Source organism: Pseudomonas sp. PS01298 (genome assembly GCF_029959745.1).
GTDB lineage: Bacteria > Pseudomonadota > Gammaproteobacteria > Pseudomonadales > Pseudomonadaceae > Aquipseudomonas > Aquipseudomonas aylmerensis.
In genome coordinates this window covers 1-17,918 of record NZ_JASCPP010000071.1, presented here as the reverse complement: position 1 = coordinate 17,918, position 17,918 = coordinate 1, and the positions used below count along the sequence as shown (strand labels likewise).

Genomic DNA, 17,918 nt, shown 5'->3' with positions numbered 1-17,918 from the left:
GAAGACGATGAAGACCAGCACTGCCAAATCCTCGTTTAACCATCTGCGCGGGCTCAAGTTGGCCGCGCTGGCAATCGGCACCAGCTTCGTTTTGGCTGGCTGCGCCGGCAACCCGCCGACCGAGCAGTACGCAGTTACCCAATCGGCGGTGAACAGCGCTGTCAGCGCCGGCGGCACCGAGTACGCAGCCGTAGAAATGAAGTCGGCCCAGGACAAGCTCAAGCAAGCCGAGATTGCCATGCACGACAAGAACTACGACGAAGCCCGTCGCCTGGCTGAACAAGCCGAGTGGGACGCTCGCGTCGCTGAGCGTAAAGCCCAGGCCGCCAAAGCCGAACAGGCTGTGAAGGACTCCCAGAAAGCTGTTCAGGAGCTGCGTCAGGAAGGCATGCGCCCGGCTGTTATCAAGCAGCAATAAGCCGCCGCCCCTGATTGCAATGCACCCGATATCGAATTGAAAGGACGACACGACTATGCGTAAACAATTGATGATCCCTGCCCTGCTGGCGATGAGCGTTGCCTTGGCGGCGTGCTCCACCCCGCCGAACGCGAACCTGGAAAATGCACGGACCAACTTCTCGGCCCTGCAAGCCAACCCGAATGCCACCAAGGTAGCGGCGCTGGAAACCAAGGACGCCCAGGACTGGCTGGACAAGGCTGACAAGGCCTACCGCGACAAGGAAGACCAGAAGAAAGTCGACCAGCTGGCCTACCTGACCAACCAGCGCGTTGAAGTGGCGAAAGACACCATCGTGCTGCGCGAATCCGAAGCCAAGCTGAAAAACGCCGGCGACGAACGTGCTCGCGCCCTGCTGCAAGCCCGTGACGCGCAGATCAAGCAACTGCAGGACAGCCTGAATGCCAAGCAGACCGATCGCGGTACGCTGGTCACTTTCGGTGACGTGCTGTTTGCCACCAACAAGTCCGACCTGAAATCCAGCGGCCTGGTGAACATCACCAAGCTGGCGCAGTTCCTGCGCGACAACCCGGACCGCAAAGTGATCGTCGAAGGCTACACCGACAGCACCGGTTCCGACTCGTACAACCAGAGCCTGTCCGAGCGTCGTGCAGCTTCCGTGCAGCGTGCACTGGCTCAGCAAGGCGTGGACATCTCGCGCATCGTGACCCAGGGCTATGGCAAGGAATACCCGGTTGCCGATAACAGCAGCGTATCGGGCCGTGCCATGAACCGCCGCGTCGAAGTGACCATCTCCAACGACAACCAGCCAGTCAAACCACGTTCGTCCGTCGCGAACTGATGGCCTGATGCTGGATAAAAAAACCCACCATACGGTGGGTTTTTTTATGGATTGCCAAACTGGATAGGACGGTGTGTGTCCTCGTCTGGCATCTTCATCTTCTGGTCCTGTTTCTGGTCCTGCGCGGTCCGCCGCTCAAGATCTACATGGCACCGGCTCATATTCAGCAGGTTGCGAAATGCCTGACTTTCAGGATTTGCCGGATGTACGGGAGGTACAGGATTTGCAATTATCGCCACTTTCTCGGCCCTGATCTGAGTAAGTTACACCGCTTTGTGTGGCGCCTTACGCGATATGGTTCCAAAAAATCTTGGCTCAGCATTATCGTTCGGTCGTTGACCAAATCCCGCCCATGGCGGGCGGGCTTTGCAGAGATGGCAATCAGCCGCCGACTTTGCTGGAACCCTGGTAGTCGGGCGACTGGATTTGGCCGCCGCCCTGTGAGCCACCTTGACTGTCTTGTGAGCCCTGGCCATTTTGTGCACCTTCACCGCCCTGAGCACCTTGAGCCTTTTCTGCAAGCAGTTTCTTCAGTAGCTTCTCCAGCTCTTCAATGCTACCCCCGCCCCCAGCTCCACCGCTTCCCTCGCTGCCCTGGGAACCTTGTGACTGTTGCTTGATTTTGTTTTGTACGTCCTGAATCTGCTGATCAAGGCTTTGCTGGGGACCTTGGCCACCACCAATGCCTGACAAGCCCGTTGAACCCGATACACCGTTGATACCTGACATAAATGCAAACTCCAGACTCATTAATTAAAAAAGGACTGATCAGTCGCTCCGATCAGTCCTTAGTCTGTGGCGGGTAAATAAAGATGGTTCCGGTCAGCTACGGGTCGCACATGCAGCAAGGGACTAATCGCCAGGTTCAATGGCGTTTTCCCACGGGGCGATGTGCCAGCTCACTGCTGCAGTTGCGGGGTTTCCTGGCCCAGGCAACGTACCGCCTGCTTCTTGTTATTGACCAGCACGCCACTCAAGCCTTTTTGCTCGGTGTCGAACATCACGAGCACGCCGTCGACGCACTGCGCCACCTGCGCGGCCGGGGTCAGCGAGATCTTGTAGTCTTCGCCGGGCACGGTCTTGAGCAGGGTGAAATCGCTGAGCAGCAGCGCATCTTCCGGCTTGGCGAAGTGCAGGTAGCCGTAGTACCACAGGCAGCCGACAGTACCGATGATGGTGCCGATGCCGGTGAGGATCAGCGGGATCATGTTGCGTTCTTCGCTCATTGCGGGCTCTCTGATGAATCAACTTTAGAATCGGGATAATTCGGGATTTCGCCCAGGCGACGCAGGCCGTTGAAGTGCTGCGGGTCATCCAGGTAACGCAGCATCACGGTTTGCCAGGTCTTGTCGGCAAAGGTCTGCACGTGGCCACCGCGCGTCAACTGCAACACCCGAGGCGGCGGCGCGGCCTGGTACAGGCGGATGCCGTTGGCCACCGGCACAATCGGGTCATCCAGGCTGTGGAACAGCAGCTTGGGCACACCGGTCAGTTGCGGCATGGCGCGGATCGCACTGTCGCCATCCGGCACCAGCCAGGACAACGGCACCTGAAACGGCCATGTTAACCAGGAGGTGCTCAGGGCGAATTGTCCTACGTCACGATAACTGGCGGGCACGCCGTCCAGCACCAGGGCCTTGAGCTGCGCCTGTCGCTCCGGGTGGGCTGCCAGGTAATGCACCGCCAGCGCGCCGCCGAGGCTTTGACCGAGGACGATCAGCGGCTGGCCCCGGGTCTCGGGGGCCTGGTCGAGCCAGCTGAAGGCAGCGTCCACGTCCTGATAGACCGCCGGCAATGACGGCTTGCCCTGCGACAGCCCATAACCGCGATAGTCCAGCAGCAGCACCTGGTAGCCCTGCTCCGGCAACCACCAACTGCCACCCAGGTGCCAGGCCAGGTTGCCGCCGTTACCGTGCAGGTGCAGCACTGTGCCCTTGAGCGGCACGCCGGGCTTGGCCGGCAGCCACCAGGCATGCAGCTTGACCCCGTCAGCGGTGGTGACTGTGACGTCGCGGTAATCCAGGTGGGCTTTTTCCGGCGTGAACGGCAGGCCGGGCTCGGGATAGAACAGCAGTGAGCTGCAGCCGTTCAATGTGAGTAGCAGGCATAGAATGCCGAGGATTCTCATCCGTTGAAGCCTCGTGAGTAGTTAAACAACACATCTGAATAACGCCGAAACGCTGCAGGAGCCGGCTGGCCGGCGATGCAGGCAACTCGATCTCCTGCAGCCATCGCCGGCAAGCCGCCAACTACAGCTAGATCGGTGTTAAAGGATATTCGAGTAATCCGCCTCGATCCGGTCCAGGCTCAAGTGGTTGAGGAAGTTGGAGAAGCACATCCACGCCGCCAGCGCATTCATGTCGCGAAACTGCTCGGGCAGGTACTTGGGCGGCACCACCAGGCCCTCGTCCACCAGCTGGCGCAGGGTGCGCATATCTTCCAGCGTGGTCTTGCCGCAGAACAGCAGCGGTACTTGTTCCAGCTTGCCCTTGCGCACGGCCAGCTGGATGTAGTTGTAGACCATGATAAAGCCTTTCAGGTAGGACAAGTCCTTGGTGAAAGGCAGACCGGTCGGAACCGAGCCACGGAATACGCGACTGGCGTTGCCGTAGCTTTCGGCCATCTCAAAACCCTGCTCGCGGAAGAACTCGAACACCTGCAGGAAGTCGGCGCCCTCTTCCACCATGTGGATGGCGCGGGTGCGATTGGTGAGCTTGCGCAGGCGGCTCGGGTAGGAGGCGAAGGTGATGATCTCCATCAATATCGCCAGGCCTTCCTGGGTCACGGTGGACGACGGCGGGCCCTTGGACAGAAAGGTGCAGATTGGCTGGTTCTGGCCATTGAGCGTGGTGCCGACGTGCACCAGGCCTTCATGCACTTCCAGCGCACGCACGTCGCGCTCGTTGAACATCGCGTCGGCGCGGATCTTGATGTAGTCGGCGCCCGCCGCTGCATCGGCGACGATACCGTCGGACTCGAACACGCGGATGGTCTCTTCGGCCTCGCCAAACACCCGGTTCAGGCGGGTTTGCAGCAGCGCCACGGCGTCCTTGGCGGTGAGGGTCTTGGCTTCGTCCTTGAGGTCGCCACGCCCGTCGATGTTGTTCAGGTAGTCGGAGAGCATCAGGCCCAGGTCCGCCAGGGTCGGGTCGCCGGCGTGAAAGGCATCGGAGGCGGCGCCGTACAGCTCCTGGGAGATCAGGCCGAAATCCTCGGTGCCACGGGCCTCGAGCATGCGCACCACCATGCGGTACTCCCTGCACATGCGGCGCATGATCTGCCCCACCGGGCTGAACTGGCCGAGGCGGCGCGTGATGTCACGCTCGATGTTCTGGAACTCCAGCTTCACTGCGCTGGAATCGAATGACAGCGGCCGGTTGAGGTAATAGTCGCGGTCCACGGCGGGCAGTTCCTTGCCCTTGGCCTTGAGAAATCCCTGGCGAATGTTTTCGTCCCATTTCACCGCGTCGAGGACGCGAATCGGTGTTTGCGCCAGCACAATGCGATCAGACAAGGTGCGTATCGTCTGCTGGTAATCGTCCACCGCTACTTCCTCTTTAAACGTTATTTGCCCGCGCGCTGGTAGCGCACGGCTTCAACGAACACATCGGCATTGGCCGGGTCATCCAGGTAGGCAAACACCTGGTCCATGGGGCTGTCCACCCGCACGCCGGCACCTTCGACGGTCTCCACGGTGCTGCCGTGCAAGGCGCGCTGGCCGATCGCCTGATGGATCTGCTCGAGGTCGAGGTTGTAGACCACCAATTCGTGTTTTTCATCGAACTCGAATCCCGCGAGGATGTAATTGCCACCCAGTTTGGCCGGCAACGGCGCCGACAGGTACCAGCGACTGCCATGCCGCGACACTGTAAACAGGTACTCATCGCGCTGGCCAGGCTTGGCTGTAGGGTAGCTCACGGCTTTATAACGGTGCTCGCCGGCGCGGGTGATGTGCAGGTTGAGCGGTTCGCCCCAGGCATTCTTGCTCGTCCATTGGCCGAGCAGTTCATCCGGCGCGGCTTCCCGGGCCGGCAGCGGGTCCTTGAAGGTCACCAGGCAACCGCTGAGCAACAGGAACGACAGAGCGATGACCGCGACACGCCAGGCTTTCATTGCATACTCCATAAAGTGTGGGAGCTGGCTCGCCTGCGATACAGGCCCCGCGGTGCTTCAGGTAAACCGCGGTGAGGCTATCGCAGCGGTGCGACGATTCGACAAGCCAGCGCCCACATGAGGCTAGACCGAGGCCAGGACCAAATGCATGTAGCGCTTGAGAATCTCAAGCATCTCGTCAGCGGTCAGAGGCTCTGCGCCGCCCAGCAGGCCCTGATATTCCATCCGACTGATTATCGCCGTCAACACTTTGGCATCCTGTTGCGGCTCGCGGGAGCCCAATACCTGGAAAAACTGCCCCGTGCCCTGCAACAGGATCTGCTGGTGGGAGCGCACCAGCTCCGCCAGGCGCGGGTTGAGCAAGGCTTCCTGGCGAAAGGCCTGCTCGGCCATCAGGTGTTCACGGCGATTGCTGAGTTGGCGCATGACGTAGTCGGCAGTCAGTCGCGCAATGTCATCGGCCAGCTGTGAGCGCGACGCCGGGCTGCCATCGCCATAGGCGACCATCTCGCGCAGCAGGCCTTCGTTGCGCACCCACAACTTGCCCATGAACGCAGCGCTGCGCTCCACGTATTGGGCGAAGGTATCGGTGAGCAGGTCATCGATATCCTTGAAGTAGTAGGTGGTTGCCGACAACGGCACCCCCGCCTCCGCCGCCACCGCCCGGTGGCGCACGGCCCGCACGCCGTCGCGCACCACAATGCGCATGGCCGCGTCGAGAATGTCTTGCCTGCGTTGCTCGCTGCCCCGACGGCTGGCCTTGCGGCCCTGGTACTGGACGCTTTCAGCCACGGCAGCGGCAATGCCGGCGGCGCCTTCTTGAGCGGTTACGCGGTTCACGACTGATCTTCCTTATTAGAGTGACGCGGAGCGTCACGGTGTGCATTCCCACGCAGGGCACGGGAACGATCCCCTGGCGCTGTTTGCTTGACGCTTGTTAATGCCGCATAAAAAAGCCGCCTTATAAAAGGCGGCTTCGGATTTCGCTACGCTTACGCTTGTGGCCGCATGTGCGGGAACAAGATCACGTCGCGGATCGACGGCGAGTTGGTCAACAACATCACCAGGCGGTCGATGCCGATGCCTTCGCCCGCGGTCGGCGGCATGCCATATTCCAGGGCGCGCACGAAGTCAGCGTCGTAGTGCATGGCTTCGTCATCGCCGGCGTCCTTGTCGGCCACCTGGGCCATGAAGCGCTCGGCCTGGTCTTCCGCGTCGTTGAGCTCGGAGTAGGCGTTGGCGATTTCGCGACCACCGATGAACAGCTCGAAACGATCGGTGACGTTCGGGTTGTCGTCGTTGCGACGAGCCAGCGGCGACACTTCGAACGGGTACTGGGTAATGAAGTGCGGCTGTTCCAGCTTGTGCTCCACCAGTTCTTCGAAAATCATCACCTGCAGCTTGCCCAGGCCTTCGAAACCCAGCACCTTGGCGCCGGCTTTCTTGGCGATGGCACGGGCCTTGTCGATGTCGGTCAGGTCGTCAGCGGTCAGCTCCGGGTTGTACTTGAGGATCGAGTCGAACACCGACAGGCGCACGAACGGCTCGCCGAAGTGGAACACCTTGTCGCCATACGGCACGTCGGTGCTGCCCAGGACCAGCTGCGCCAGCTCGCGGAACAGTTCTTCGGTCAGGTCCATGTTGTCTTCGTAGTCGGCGTACGCCTGGTAGAACTCCAACATGGTGAATTCAGGGTTGTGACGCGTCGAAACACCTTCGTTACGGAAGTTGCGGTTGATCTCGAACACCTTTTCAAAGCCGCCAACCACCAGGCGCTTGAGGTACAGCTCCGGCGCGATACGCAGGAACATTTCCATGTCCAGCGCATTATGGTGGGTTTCGAACGGCTTGGCTGCGGCACCACCCGGGATGGTTTGCAGCATCGGGGTTTCGACTTCGAGGAAGTCACGCTTCATCAGGAAGCTGCGGATGTGCGCAATGACTTGCGAACGCACGCGGAAAGTCTGGCGCACGTCTTCGTTGACGATCAGGTCGACGTAGCGCTGGCGGTAACGCTGTTCGGTGTCCGTCAGGCCGTGGTGCTTGTCCGGCAGCGGGCGCAGGGATTTGGTCAGCAGGCGCACGTTGGTCATTTCGACATACAGGTCGCCCTTGCCGGAACGCGCCAGGGTGCCTTCGGCGGCGATGATGTCGCCCATGTCCCAGGTCTTCACCGAGGCCAGGGTTTCTTCGGACAGGGTTTTACGGTTGACGTAGACCTGGATGCGACCGGTCATGTCCTGGATCACCATGAACGAGCCACGGTTGAGCATGATGCGACCTGCCACCTTGACCGGAATCGCAGCCTCAGCCAGCTCTTCCTTGGTCTTGTCCGCGTACTGTTTCTGCAAGGCATCGCAGTAGTTGTCGCGGCGGAAGTCGTTGGGGAAGGCATTGCCCTTGGCGCGCTCGGCAGCAAGCTTTTCCTTGCGCAGGGCGATCAGGGAGTTTTCTTCCTGTTGCAGGGCCTGGTCGAGTTGTTGGTCGCTCATGTCTTTAAATATTCCATCTGGTTCGTTGTCCCCGGCCTGCGGCCGGGGATCGCCGGCAAGCCGGCTCCTACAGGGATCGCGGTATGGAGCCTGTTACAGGCCTGATTTCAGGCTGGCTTCCAGGTATTCGTCGATATCGCCGTCGAGCACCTTGTCGCAGTCGCTGCGTTCGATGTTAGTGCGCAGATCCTTGATCCGCGAGGCATCGAGCACATACGAACGGATCTGGTGGCCCCAGCCGATATCCGACTTGGTGTCTTCCAGCGCCTGGGACGCGGCGTTGCGCTTCTGCATTTCCTGCTCGTACAACTTGGCCCGCAGCATTTTCATGGCGGTGTCCTTGTTCGCGTGCTGGGAACGTTCGTTCTGGCAGCTGACCACGGTGTTGGTCGGTACGTGGGTAATACGCACGGCCGAGTCGGTGGTGTTTACGTGCTGGCCACCGGCACCGGAGGAACGGTAGGTGTCGATCCGCAGGTCGGCCGGGTTGATCTCGATTTCGACCTTGTCGTCGATCTCTGGCGAGACGAACACCGCAGAGAACGAGGTGTGGCGACGGTTGCCGGAGTCGAACGGGCTCTTGCGCACCAGGCGGTGCACGCCGATCTCGGTCCGCAACCAGCCAAAGGCGTATTCGCCCTTGATGTGCACGGTCGCGCCCTTGATGCCGGCGACTTCACCGGCCGACAGCTCCATGATGGTGGCGTCGAAACCGCGTTTGTCAGCCCAGCGCAGGTACATGCGCAACAGGATGTTGGCCCAGTCCTGGGCTTCGGTGCCACCGGAGCCGGCCTGGATGTCCAGGTAGGCGTTGTTCGGGTCCATTTCATGGCTGAACATGCGGCGGAATTCAAGCTTGGCGAGGTTTTCCTCGAGACGGGCCAGCTCGGCGACGACATCGCCCACTGCGCCTTCGTCGTTTTCTTCGACGGCCATGTCCAGCAGGTCACGGCAATCGGCCAGACCGGTGTTCAGCTCGTCGAGGGTATCGACGATCTGCGCCAGCGCAGCGCGCTCGCGGCCCAGTTCCTGGGCGTATTCAGGTTTGTTCCAGACACTCGGATCTTCAAGCTCGCGATTGACTTCGGTCAGACGCTCATGCTTTTGATCGTAGTCAAAGATACCCCCGAATAGTTTCGGAGCGCTCGGACAGGTCCTTGATGGTGTTAAGGATCGGGTTGATTTCCATGGCGGGCAGCACTCGTTGGCGAACTTTTGAAAGCCGACGAGTATAACGATAAACGGGGGGGAGCGGCAGCCCGCTGGGCGAAAAGGGCTCTTGCCCCACCACTCGGCACCTCGCCTGGGCTCGTTGTGCCCGAAAGCCGACCTGAGGGGTTGGATCAAAAGCGGATACGTGTAGGCGCTGGCCGAACGCAGGCTTGAATCCGTGGCTAACCCGGCAGGACGCCGGGTTAGCCGTTACCGCAGCAACGCATATGTACACAAAACCCTACTCGATCCCCACCTGATTTCGCCCATTATGCTTGGCCGTGTACAACCCCTTGTCTGCCGCCAGGATCAGTTGCCGGCAATCGGTCCCCTGCGCCGGCGTAAGGGTCGACAGGCCGATACTGATGGTCAGGCTCGAACCTTCAGTTGGGGCAATGTGCGGGATTTTCAGCGCGGCCACCGCCATGCGCAGCTTTTCGGCCACCAGTCGCGCACCACCCGGCGAGGTATTGGGCAGCACCAGCGCAAACTCTTCACCGCCATAACGTGCCGGCAAGTCCGACGGCCGGCTGCTGGCTTCACGGATCGACGCGGCGACTTTGCGCAAGGCCTCATCGCCCTCGACGTGACCGAAGCTGTCGTTGTAGGTCTTGAAGAAATCCACGTCGATCATCAGCAACGACAACTGGGTCTGATCGCGCATGGCACGGCGCCACTCCAGTTCCAGGTACTCGTCGAAGTGCCGGCGGTTGGACAGCCCGGTGAGGCCATCGGAGTTCATCAGCCGTTGCAGCACCAGGTTGGTGTCGAGCAATTGTTGCTGGCTGACCCGCAGCGCACGGTAGGCCGCGTCCCGCTGCAACAGGGTCATGTAGGAGCGCGAGTGGTAGCGAATGCGCGCCACCAACTCGATATTGTCCGGCAGCTTGACCAGGTAATCGTTGGCGCCGGCCGAGAACGCCGCGCTCTTGATCAGCGGGTCTTCCTTGGTGGAAAGCACGATGATCGGAATGTTCTGCGTGGCCGGGTGGTTGCGGTATTCGCGCACCAGGGTCAGGCCATCGAGGCCGGGCATCACCAGGTCCTGCAGGATCACCGTCGGCTTGATGCGGATCGCCTGGGCAATGGCCTGGTGCGGGTCGGCGCAGAAGTGGAAGTCGATGTTTTCTTCATGGGCCAGGCCACGCCGCACGGCTTCGCCGATCATGGCCTGGTCGTCGACCAGCAACACCATGGCGGCATTTTCGTCGGTCTTGATGTCGTCGATCTGTAAATCATTCATCTGCAGTCACCTGAATTACTACCTGCAAGCCAGCACCGCGGGAGGTAGGGCTCATTTCGAAAATACCTCCAGCAATCGGGGCGCAATTCTGTCCAGTGGGCGAATTTCAACAGCAGCGTCAATCGCCGCCGCCGCTTTGGGCATGCCATACACCGCCGAGCTCTGCTGATCCTGGGCGATGGTCAGATATCCTTGTTCTCGCAGTAACTTGAGGCCCTGGGCCCCGTCGCGGCCCATGCCTGTCAGCAGTACGCCGACGGCATCACCATTCCAGTGGCTGGCCACGCTTTCGAAAAACACGTCGATCGAAGGCCGATAGATCTCGTTAACCGGGTCTGCGGTATAGGCTAGCGTGCCGTTGCGCAATAAACGAATGTGGTGGTTGGTCCCGGCCAGCAGCACCACGCCGGGTTGCGGCGGCTCACCCTCGCGGGCCAGGCGCACCGGCAGGCTGGAGGCACTGCTCAGCCACTCGGCCATGCCGGCAGCGAAGACCTGGTCCACATGCTGCACCAGCACAATGGCGGCGGGAAAGTCGCGGGGCAAGCCCTTGAGCAGGATTTCCAGGGCAGCCGGGCCACCCGCCGACGAGCCGATGGCAACCAGGCTCTGGCGTTTGCCGGTGCTGCGCGCAGGTGTGGTTTCGGCGCGCACACGGCTGCCGCGCTGGCCAATCAACCAGCCGATATTGAGGATCTTGCGCAACAGCGGCGCCGCCGCATCCTTGGGGTTGCCGACGCCCAGGGGCGGCGTATCCACGACGTCCAGGGCGCCATGGCCCATGGCTTCGAACACCCGGCTGACGTTGGCCTGGCGGTCGACCGTGACGATCACGATGGCGCACGGGGTCTCAGCCATGATCTGCCGCGTCGCCTCGACACCGTCCATGACCGGCATGATCAGGTCCATCAGGATCAGGTCCGGGGTCAGTTCGGCGCAGCGCTGCACCGCTTCCAGGCCATTGCCGGCGACCCACACCACTTCGTGCGCAGGCTCGAAACTCAAGGCGCGGCGCAAGGCCTCCACCGCCAGGGGCATATCGTTGACGATCGCAATCCTCATGCCCGCGCGCCTCCAATCAGCTCCACCACGGCGTCCAACAAGGCATCGTCATGGAAACTGGCTTTGGCTAAATAATAGTCGGCGCCGGCGTCCAGTCCACGACGTCGGTCTTCTTCACGGTCCTTGTAGGACACCACCATCACCGGCAACGATTGCAGGCGACTGTCACGGCGCAAGAGTGTGACCAATTCAATACCGTCCATGCGAGGCATATCAATATCAGTGATCAACAGGTCAAAGTCCTCGGAGCGCAACGCGTTCCAACCGTCCATGCCATCGACCGCCACGGCCACTTCATAACCACGATTAAGTAACAATTTGCGTTGCAGCTCACGCACGGTGAGCGAATCGTCCACCACCAGCACGCGTTTGCGCGGTGCTTCGGTGGCCTGCTGGCTGCGCCGGGCAATGCGTTCCAGGCGACCGGTGTTGAGCAGCTTGTCGACCGAGCGCAGCATGTCTTCGACATCGACGATCAATACCACCGAGCCGTCGTCCAGCAAGGCGCCGGCGGAAATATCCTGGACCTTGCCCAGGCGGTCATCGAGCGGTAACACCACCAGGGTGCGCTCGCCGATGAAGCGTTCCACAGCGATTCCGTATACGGCATCGCGTTCGCGGATCACCACCACTTTCAAGGTTTCGTCATTATTCTGCCCCGCCGGGCGCTGCAACAACTGGCTGGCGGCCACCAGGCCGACATGCCGGCCCTCGTGCCAGAAATGCTGGCGGCCTTCCAGTTGCACGATGTCGTCGGGCGCCAGGTCGCACATGCGCTCGATATGGGCCAGCGGGAACGCGTAGGCTTCTTCGCCGACTTCCACCACCAGGCTGCGCACCACCGACAGGGTCAGCGGCACCTCCAGATGGAAACGACTGCCCTGCCCCGCCGTCTGCTCCAGCACCACCGCACCGCGCAATTGGCGGACCATATGCTGCACTGCATCCAGGCCGACACCCCGCCCGGATACTTCGGTGACCTTGTCGCGCAGGCTGAACCCCGGCAGGAACAGGAACGTCAGCAGCTCCTCTTCGCTGAGGCGCTGGGCGGTTTCCAACGGCGACAGGTGCCGGTCGACGATGGTGCCGCGCAGGCGCTCCAGGTCGACGCCGTTACCGTCATCGCTCAATTCCAGCACCAGCAGGCCGGCCTGGTGAGACGCGCGCAAGCGGATCAGGCCCTCGGCCGGCTTGCCCGCCAGCAGACGCTGCTCGGGCATTTCGATGCCGTGGTCGACGGCATTGCGCAGCAAATGGGTGAGCGGCGCTTCAAGCTTCTCCAGCACGTCGCGGTCAACCTGGGTCTTTTCGCCCTCGATCTCCAGGCGCACCTGCTTGCCCAGGCTGCGGCCGAGGTCGCGGACCATGCGCACCTGCCCGGCCAATACGTCGGCAAACGGGCGCATGCGGCACGCCAGCGCGGTGTCGTAGAGCACCTGGGCGCGCTGCCCGGCCTGCCAGCCGAACTCGTCCAGCTCGGCATGTTTTTCTGCCAGCAGCGCCTGGGCTTCGCTCAATAGCCGACGGGTATCGGCCAGGGCTTCCTGGGCCTCGAGGTTCAAGTCCACGGTCTTGAGCTGGCCGTCCAGCGTATCCAGGGCCCGCGCGCTCTGGCTTTGAATGCGTTTGAGGCGCTGCAGGCTGGCGAGGTATGGCTTGAGCCGCTGGGTTTCGACCAGGGACTTGCTCGACAGGTCGAGCAGGCTGTTCAAGCGCTCGGCGGTCACGCGCAACACGCGTTCGCCGCCTTCGGTCATGCGTTTGTTCTGGCGCGCAGGCTCGCTGGTGACGGATGGCGCGGGCTCCGGCTCCGGCGGCAGCTCCTCGACGATGGGCGCCGGGGCCGGCTCAGGCGGCGGCGGGGCTGACGGGGCGACCTTGGCGCTCAGTTGCGACGGATCGAGCAAGCGCTCCATCAGCGCCACATACGCCTCGATATCCGCCGGCCCGACGTCATTGCCCGGCGTGGCGATGCGCATCAACAGGTCGGTGCCTTGCAGCAGCGCATCAATGTGTTCGGGTTGCAGGTACAGGCGACCTTCCTGGGCGCTGACCAGGCAATCCTCCATGACATGCGACACGCTGACCCCGGCGTCCACCCCGACAATCCGCGCCGCGCCCTTGAGCGAGTGCGCGGCGCGCATGCAGGCTTCGAGCTGGTCGGCCTGGGTCGGGTTGCGTTCCAGGGCCAGCAGGCCCGCGCTCAATACCTGGGTCTGCGCATCGGCTTCCAGGCTGAACAGCTCCAGCAGCGAGGCATCGCGCATCTGGTCGGGGGTCATGTGAGGCTCCGGGTCACGGCGGACAACAATTGCGCCTCGTCCAGCCAACGCAGGCTGCGGCCTTTCCACTGCAACACACCTTGGGTGAAGCGGCCACTGGCCTGGCTGCCGGGCGCTGACACAGCCTTCAAGGTGCGCTCATCGATGGCATGGATGCCGTCGACTTCATCCACCGGCACCACCACCGGGCCATCTTGCGCGGCAATGATCAGCATGCGCGGCATGATCCGGCCACCGCTGGCGCCACTGCCGGTGTTGTCCAGGCCCAGCAGTTCCACCAGCGACAGGCACGCCACCAACGCGCCGCGTACGTTGGCCACGCCGAGCAAGGCACGGGAACGCTGGTGCGGCAGGGAGTGGATCGGTTGCAACGTGGCCACTTCCACCAGGCAACGGGTGGCGATGCCCAGCCACTCTTCGCCCAGGCGGAATATCAGCAGCGAGCGCGTGACCACCTCGGCGCCATGCTCGACCACTGCCTGTGGCCGACGGTCGTCCTGCTGCAACGCATAGCGATCCAACAGGCGCGTGGCGGCTGCCGAGTACACCGAGCAATTGCGGCAATGGATGTGGTCCGCCAGCAGCGGGCAGGATTTGTCACCATGGATGCCGATGCGGTTCCAGCAATCGTCGATGGCTTGCGTGTCAGCCAGGGTCAGGTCCAGGCCGGTGGTGTCGAGCGCGTCGGGGCTACTCATGGTTTGTGCTCACTGTCAGCTCGCTCGCTACGCGCGGCCCGCGCCTGCAGGCGGCGGGCTCCCGCGCTGTCGCCCTGGGACTCCAGCAAGGCGGCCAGGTGCATCAAGGCCTGCGAATGCTGGGGCTCCAGGTACAAGGCTTTTCGATAATAGCCCTGGGCTTCCAGGGCACTGCCGGCCACATCGCTGAGCAGCCCCAGCCAGTAAAACACCTGGGCGGCCGGCGGGTGGTGATTCAAATACTCTTCACACGCAGCCCGCGCCTCCAGGCTCTTGCCTTCGTTGGCGAGGGTGGCGATGCGGCTGAGCAAGGCGGCGGCATCGGACGGCGCGGCCTTGATCGGTATGACCTGCGCAGTGGCGGCAGTACTGAACGGGCGCGGCCTGACCGGAAGCGGCGCCGCGCTGCGCTGCGGGATGGGTGCTGGCAGCGGCACGAACACCGGCGCAGGCTGCTGCGGCTCAGCCTGCCGACTGAAGGCAAACGACTGCGCCGCACCGATCGAACGCATGCCATGGCGCCCCAGCAGGCTGCCCTCGGCGGGGCCGATAAACAGCACGCCGTCGACGTGGGTCAGGCCCTTGAGTACATCGAACACTTGTTTCTGGGTCGCCTGGTCGAAGTAGATCAGCAGGTTGCGGCAGAACACGAAGTCGTAGCTGGCCTCATTGGCCAGCAACGCCGGGTCGAGCAGGTTGCCGACTTGCAGGCGCACTTGCTCACGCACCCGCTCGGCGATGTGGAACCCGTCGCCGTGTTCCACGAAGTGGCGGTCGCGAAAGGCAATGTCGCCCCCGCGAAACGAGTTCTTGCCGTACACCCCGCGCCGGGCACGCTCCACCGACAGCGGGCTGACATCCATACCCTGCACCTTGAACTGATGCGGTGCGAGGCCCGCGTCCAGCAGCGCCATGGCAATCGAATAGGGTTCTTCGCCAGTGGAACACGGCAGGCTGAGGATACGCAGCGCGCGCATCTGCTTGATCTCGACCAGGCGCGCCTTGGCCAGGCGGGCCAGGGTCACGAAGGATTCGGGGTAACGGAAAAACCAGGTTTCGGGGACGATCACCGCTTCGATCAACGCCTGCTGCTCGTCATGGGAGCTTTGCAGGTGCTGCCAGTACTCGCCCGCCGTCTGCGCCTGCAAGGCCTGGCTGCGCTGGCGCACGGCACGCTCGATGATGGCTTCGCCCACGGAGGCGACATCGAGACCGATGCGCTCCTTGAGGAAGGCAAAGAAGCGCGGATCGTTGCTCATACGCTCAGCTCGGCAGAGAACAGCAACGCACGCACCGGCTCGGTGAGCAATTCATTCACGCCGATCCACTGCATCAAGCCCGCGGCGTCTTCACGCACCAGCCCCAGGTACGGCGCCTCGCAGTTGTCCAGGCCATAGGGCTTGAACTCGCTGAGGTCACACCGCAGGGTGTCGGTGGCCTGTTCCAGGATCAACCCCAGCCAACGGGCTGCAACCCAGGGTTCGGGCTGGTAGTTGACGAGCACCAGCCGCGTGCTGGTCCGCGCCTGGGCCGGCTGTCCAAACGTCAGCGCACTGAGGTCGATGACCGGCACCAACGCACCGCGATGGGCAAAGATGCCCGCCACCCACAGCGGCGCATGGGCGATGGGTTTGAGAGGCAGGCGCGGCAGCACCTCGGCCACTTCGGTGGCCCTTAATGCAAAGCGCTCGTCGCCGATGTGAAACACCAGGAACAAAGCCTTTTTCGCTGCCGGGACGGCGCCGCGTTTAGCCGCGAGGTCGCTCATCAGACTTTGAAACGCGACACGCCGCTGCGCAGGCCCACCGCCACCTGGCTCAGCTCATCGATGGCGAAGCTGGCCTGGCGCAGGGACTCAACGGTCTGGCTGCTGGCATCGCCCAGTTGCACCAGGGCGTGATTGATCTGCTCGGCACCGGTGGCCTGGGCCTGCATGCCTTCGTTGACCATCAATACCCGCGGCGCCAGCGCCTGCACCTGGTGGATGATCTGCGACAGCTGCTCGCCCACCTGCTGCACTTCGAACATGCCCCGGCGCACTTCCTCGGAGAACTTGTCCATGCCCATCACCCCCGCCGACACCGCCGACTGGATCTCGCGCACCATCTGCTCGATGTCATAGGTGGCCACGGCCGTCTGGTCCGCCAGGCGGCGCACTTCGGTGGCCACCACGGCAAAACCGCGCCCGTACTCGCCAGCTTTCTCCGCCTCGATGGCGGCGTTGAGCGACAGCAGGTTGGTCTGGTCGGCAACCTTGACGATGGTCACCACCACCTGGTTGATGTTGCCGGCCTTCTCATTGAGGATCGCGAGCTTGGCATTGACCAGGTCGGCGGCGCCCATTACCGAATGCATGGTTTCTTCCATGCGCGCCAGGCCCTGCTGGCCGGAGCCTGCGGCCACCGAGGCCTGGTCGGCGGCGGTGGAGACTTCAGTCATGGTGCGCACCAGGTCCTTGGACGTCGCGGCGATTTCCCGGGAAGTCGCGCCGATCTCGGTGGTGGTGGCCGCGGTTTCAGTCGCGGTCGCCTGCTGTTGCTTGGACGTCGCGGCAATCTCGGTCACCGAGGTGGTGACCTGCACCGACGAGCGCTGGGCCTGGGACACCAGGGCCGTCAGCTCGGTCATCATGTCGTTGAAGCCGGTTTCGACTGCGCCGAATTCATCCTTGCGCTCCAGGTTCAGGCGCTTGCTCAGGTCGCCGGTACGCATGGTTTCGAGGATGTCGACGATGCGCTGCATCGGCGCCATGATCGCGCGCATCAGCAGCAGGCCACACAGGCCGGCCGCGAGGATGGCGATGATCAACGAAACGGCCATGCTGATCTTGGCCGACAGCACCGACTCGTCGATGGCCGCCGTGGCACGGTCGGACACGTTCTTGTTTTCCGTGATGATGTCATTGAGCTTCATGCGACCTTCGGTCCAGATCGGCGTCAATTGCTCCTCGAGCAATTGGTTGGCCCCCGGCAGGTCATTGGCTTGCACGCGCTCCAGCACCTGCGCCAGGACTTTGTTGTAGTTGATGTGCGCCGCCTTGAAGTTATCGAACTCCATGCGGTCAGCCTGGCCATGAATGGTTTTTTCGTAGTTGGCCATCTGCAGTTCAATACGCGTCTCGAAGGACTTGTAGTCGTTCTTGTCGGTATTGGTGAAGGTTTTATCCTCGCGCAGGCCAATGATGTCGATGGTCTGCAAATAGCTGTCGACCCAGGCGCTGCGGATCATCGAGCTGAGGTACACCCCGGGCACCGCGTCGTCGCGGACCGCTTCCTGGCTGGCTTCAATCTTCAGCAACCGTGAGTAGGACACCACGACCATCAGCAGCATGATCGCGATAATGACCGCAAAGCTCGCCAAAATCCGTTGGCGCAAGGTCCAGTTCTTCACAGTAATTCCTCGAAGGGCCATTCAAATGGAGGGGAGTATAGCTGAGCAGAAGCCCTCATTAATCAACGGGTTTTGCTGTAGTGATCACAGAATGCAAATGTGGGAGAGGGCCTGCTCGCGAAGGCGCAGGGTCAGTCAATAGATTCGATGACTGACCAGCGCATTCG

Annotated in this window: 17 protein-coding genes; 2 read left to right on the top strand and 15 right to left on the bottom strand. The window is 62.2% G+C overall.

All coding sequences use genetic code 11. The features are described 5' to 3' along the window. Positions 1 to 7 precede the first annotated feature (7 nt). The gene (locus QMX97_RS21750; RefSeq protein WP_177343934.1) at positions 8 to 418 is read left to right on the top strand and encodes a DUF4398 domain-containing protein; all 411 of its coding nucleotides are present in this window, start codon (positions 8 to 10) and stop codon (positions 416 to 418) included. Between the two features lie 55 nt (positions 419 to 473). Then, positions 474 to 1,259: an OmpA family protein gene (locus QMX97_RS21745; RefSeq protein WP_065903166.1), complete on the top strand. Its 786-nt coding sequence runs from the start codon at positions 474 to 476 to the stop codon at positions 1,257 to 1,259. Between the two features lie 381 nt (positions 1,260 to 1,640). Here the strand turns inward: QMX97_RS21745 and QMX97_RS21740 are convergent, their stop codons facing one another. The 15 genes from QMX97_RS21740 to QMX97_RS21670 form a co-directional block, all read right to left on the bottom strand. After that, positions 1,641 to 1,988 (bottom strand): hypothetical protein, encoded by a 348-nt coding sequence (locus tag QMX97_RS21740; protein ID WP_282397583.1) that lies wholly within the window; start codon positions 1,986 to 1,988, stop codon positions 1,641 to 1,643. Positions 1,989 to 2,158: 170 nt separating this feature from the next. Continuing rightward, positions 2,159 to 2,485: a hypothetical protein gene (locus QMX97_RS21735; RefSeq protein ID WP_064054946.1), complete on the bottom strand. Its 327-nt coding sequence runs from the start codon at positions 2,483 to 2,485 to the stop codon at positions 2,159 to 2,161. Further along, the gene (locus QMX97_RS21730) at positions 2,482 to 3,387 is read right to left on the bottom strand and encodes an alpha/beta hydrolase (protein ID WP_106804977.1); all 906 of its coding nucleotides are present in this window, start codon (positions 3,385 to 3,387) and stop codon (positions 2,482 to 2,484) included. Before QMX97_RS21730 ends, QMX97_RS21735 begins: the two co-directional genes overlap by 4 nt. A 138-nt stretch (positions 3,388 to 3,525) precedes the next feature. Continuing rightward, positions 3,526 to 4,803, bottom strand: a complete 1,278-nt coding sequence (locus QMX97_RS21725) for a flavohemoglobin expression-modulating QEGLA motif protein (RefSeq protein ID WP_282397582.1) — start codon at positions 4,801 to 4,803, stop codon at positions 3,526 to 3,528. A 20-nt stretch (positions 4,804 to 4,823) separates the two neighbouring features. Continuing rightward, positions 4,824 to 5,372, bottom strand: coding sequence for a hypothetical protein (locus QMX97_RS21720; RefSeq protein ID WP_282397581.1), 549 nt, complete (start codon positions 5,370 to 5,372; stop codon positions 4,824 to 4,826). A 123-nt stretch (positions 5,373 to 5,495) separates the two neighbouring features. Next, a complete protein-coding gene (locus tag QMX97_RS21715; RefSeq protein WP_065903180.1) occupies positions 5,496 to 6,212 on the bottom strand; it encodes a TetR family transcriptional regulator in 717 nt (238 codons plus the stop codon). Positions 6,213 to 6,364: 152 nt separating this feature from the next. Next, positions 6,365 to 7,864: a lysine--tRNA ligase gene (gene lysS, locus QMX97_RS21710; RefSeq protein ID WP_106804979.1), complete on the bottom strand. Its 1,500-nt coding sequence runs from the start codon at positions 7,862 to 7,864 to the stop codon at positions 6,365 to 6,367. Between the two features lie 93 nt (positions 7,865 to 7,957). Then, positions 7,958 to 9,053 (bottom strand): peptide chain release factor 2 gene (gene prfB / locus QMX97_RS21705; protein WP_098465888.1). Its coding sequence is split into 2 segments (ribosomal slippage): positions 7,958 to 8,980 and positions 8,982 to 9,053, totalling 1,095 coding nucleotides; the frame shifts between segments, so codons are not numbered across the junction. A 264-nt stretch (positions 9,054 to 9,317) separates the two neighbouring features. Further along, the gene (locus tag QMX97_RS21700) at positions 9,318 to 10,319 is read right to left on the bottom strand and encodes a PleD family two-component system response regulator (RefSeq protein ID WP_065903189.1); all 1,002 of its coding nucleotides are present in this window, start codon (positions 10,317 to 10,319) and stop codon (positions 9,318 to 9,320) included. A gap of 51 nt (positions 10,320 to 10,370) precedes the next feature. Continuing rightward, positions 10,371 to 11,381 (bottom strand): chemotaxis response regulator protein-glutamate methylesterase, encoded by a 1,011-nt coding sequence (locus QMX97_RS21695; protein ID WP_106804980.1) that lies wholly within the window; start codon positions 11,379 to 11,381, stop codon positions 10,371 to 10,373. Then, a complete protein-coding gene (locus tag QMX97_RS21690) occupies positions 11,378 to 13,663 on the bottom strand; it encodes a hybrid sensor histidine kinase/response regulator (protein ID WP_282397580.1) in 2,286 nt (761 codons plus the stop codon). Before QMX97_RS21690 ends, QMX97_RS21695 begins: the two co-directional genes overlap by 4 nt. Further along, positions 13,660 to 14,361 carry a chemotaxis protein CheW gene (locus QMX97_RS21685; RefSeq protein ID WP_213552412.1) on the bottom strand — a complete coding sequence of 234 codons (702 nt, stop codon included), beginning with the start codon at positions 14,359 to 14,361 and terminating at the stop codon, positions 13,660 to 13,662. Before QMX97_RS21685 ends, QMX97_RS21690 begins: the two co-directional genes overlap by 4 nt. Then, positions 14,358 to 15,620: a CheR family methyltransferase gene (locus tag QMX97_RS21680; protein WP_282397579.1), complete on the bottom strand. Its 1,263-nt coding sequence runs from the start codon at positions 15,618 to 15,620 to the stop codon at positions 14,358 to 14,360. The genes QMX97_RS21685 and QMX97_RS21680 overlap by 4 nt, the downstream gene beginning before the upstream one ends. Beyond that, the gene (locus QMX97_RS21675; RefSeq protein ID WP_282397578.1) at positions 15,617 to 16,129 is read right to left on the bottom strand and encodes a chemotaxis protein CheW; all 513 of its coding nucleotides are present in this window, start codon (positions 16,127 to 16,129) and stop codon (positions 15,617 to 15,619) included. The genes QMX97_RS21680 and QMX97_RS21675 overlap by 4 nt, the downstream gene beginning before the upstream one ends. Continuing rightward, positions 16,129 to 17,751 carry a methyl-accepting chemotaxis protein gene (locus QMX97_RS21670; RefSeq protein WP_065903210.1) on the bottom strand — a complete coding sequence of 541 codons (1,623 nt, stop codon included), beginning with the start codon at positions 17,749 to 17,751 and terminating at the stop codon, positions 16,129 to 16,131. The genes QMX97_RS21675 and QMX97_RS21670 overlap by 1 nt, the downstream gene beginning before the upstream one ends. Positions 17,752 to 17,918 lie beyond the last annotated feature (167 nt).

Bases quoted from the DNA above. Each gene is read 5' to 3' on its own strand.
- QMX97_RS21750 (WP_177343934.1), top strand. From the start codon at position 8: ATGAAGACCAGCACTGCCAAATCCTCGTTTAACCATCTGCGCGGGCTC.
- QMX97_RS21745 (WP_065903166.1), top strand. From the start codon at position 474: ATGCGTAAACAATTGATGATCCCTGCCCTGCTGGCGATGAGCGTTGCC.
- QMX97_RS21740 (WP_282397583.1), bottom strand. From the start codon at position 1,988: ATGTCAGGTATCAACGGTGTATCGGGTTCAACGGGCTTGTCAGGCATT.
- QMX97_RS21735 (WP_064054946.1), bottom strand. From the start codon at position 2,485: ATGAGCGAAGAACGCAACATGATCCCGCTGATCCTCACCGGCATCGGC.
- QMX97_RS21730 (WP_106804977.1), bottom strand. From the start codon at position 3,387: ATGAGAATCCTCGGCATTCTATGCCTGCTACTCACATTGAACGGCTGC.
- QMX97_RS21720 (WP_282397581.1), bottom strand. From the start codon at position 5,372: ATGAAAGCCTGGCGTGTCGCGGTCATCGCTCTGTCGTTCCTGTTGCTC.
- lysS (WP_106804979.1), bottom strand. From the start codon at position 7,864: ATGAGCGACCAACAACTCGACCAGGCCCTGCAACAGGAAGAAAACTCC.
- QMX97_RS21700 (WP_065903189.1), bottom strand. From the start codon at position 10,319: ATGAATGATTTACAGATCGACGACATCAAGACCGACGAAAATGCCGCC.
- QMX97_RS21695 (WP_106804980.1), bottom strand. From the start codon at position 11,381: ATGAGGATTGCGATCGTCAACGATATGCCCCTGGCGGTGGAGGCCTTG.
- QMX97_RS21690 (WP_282397580.1), bottom strand. From the start codon at position 13,663: ATGACCCCCGACCAGATGCGCGATGCCTCGCTGCTGGAGCTGTTCAGC.
- QMX97_RS21685 (WP_213552412.1), bottom strand. From the start codon at position 14,361: ATGAGTAGCCCCGACGCGCTCGACACCACCGGCCTGGACCTGACCCTG.
- QMX97_RS21680 (WP_282397579.1), bottom strand. From the start codon at position 15,620: ATGAGCAACGATCCGCGCTTCTTTGCCTTCCTCAAGGAGCGCATCGGT.
- QMX97_RS21675 (WP_282397578.1), bottom strand. From the start codon at position 16,129: ATGAGCGACCTCGCGGCTAAACGCGGCGCCGTCCCGGCAGCGAAAAAG.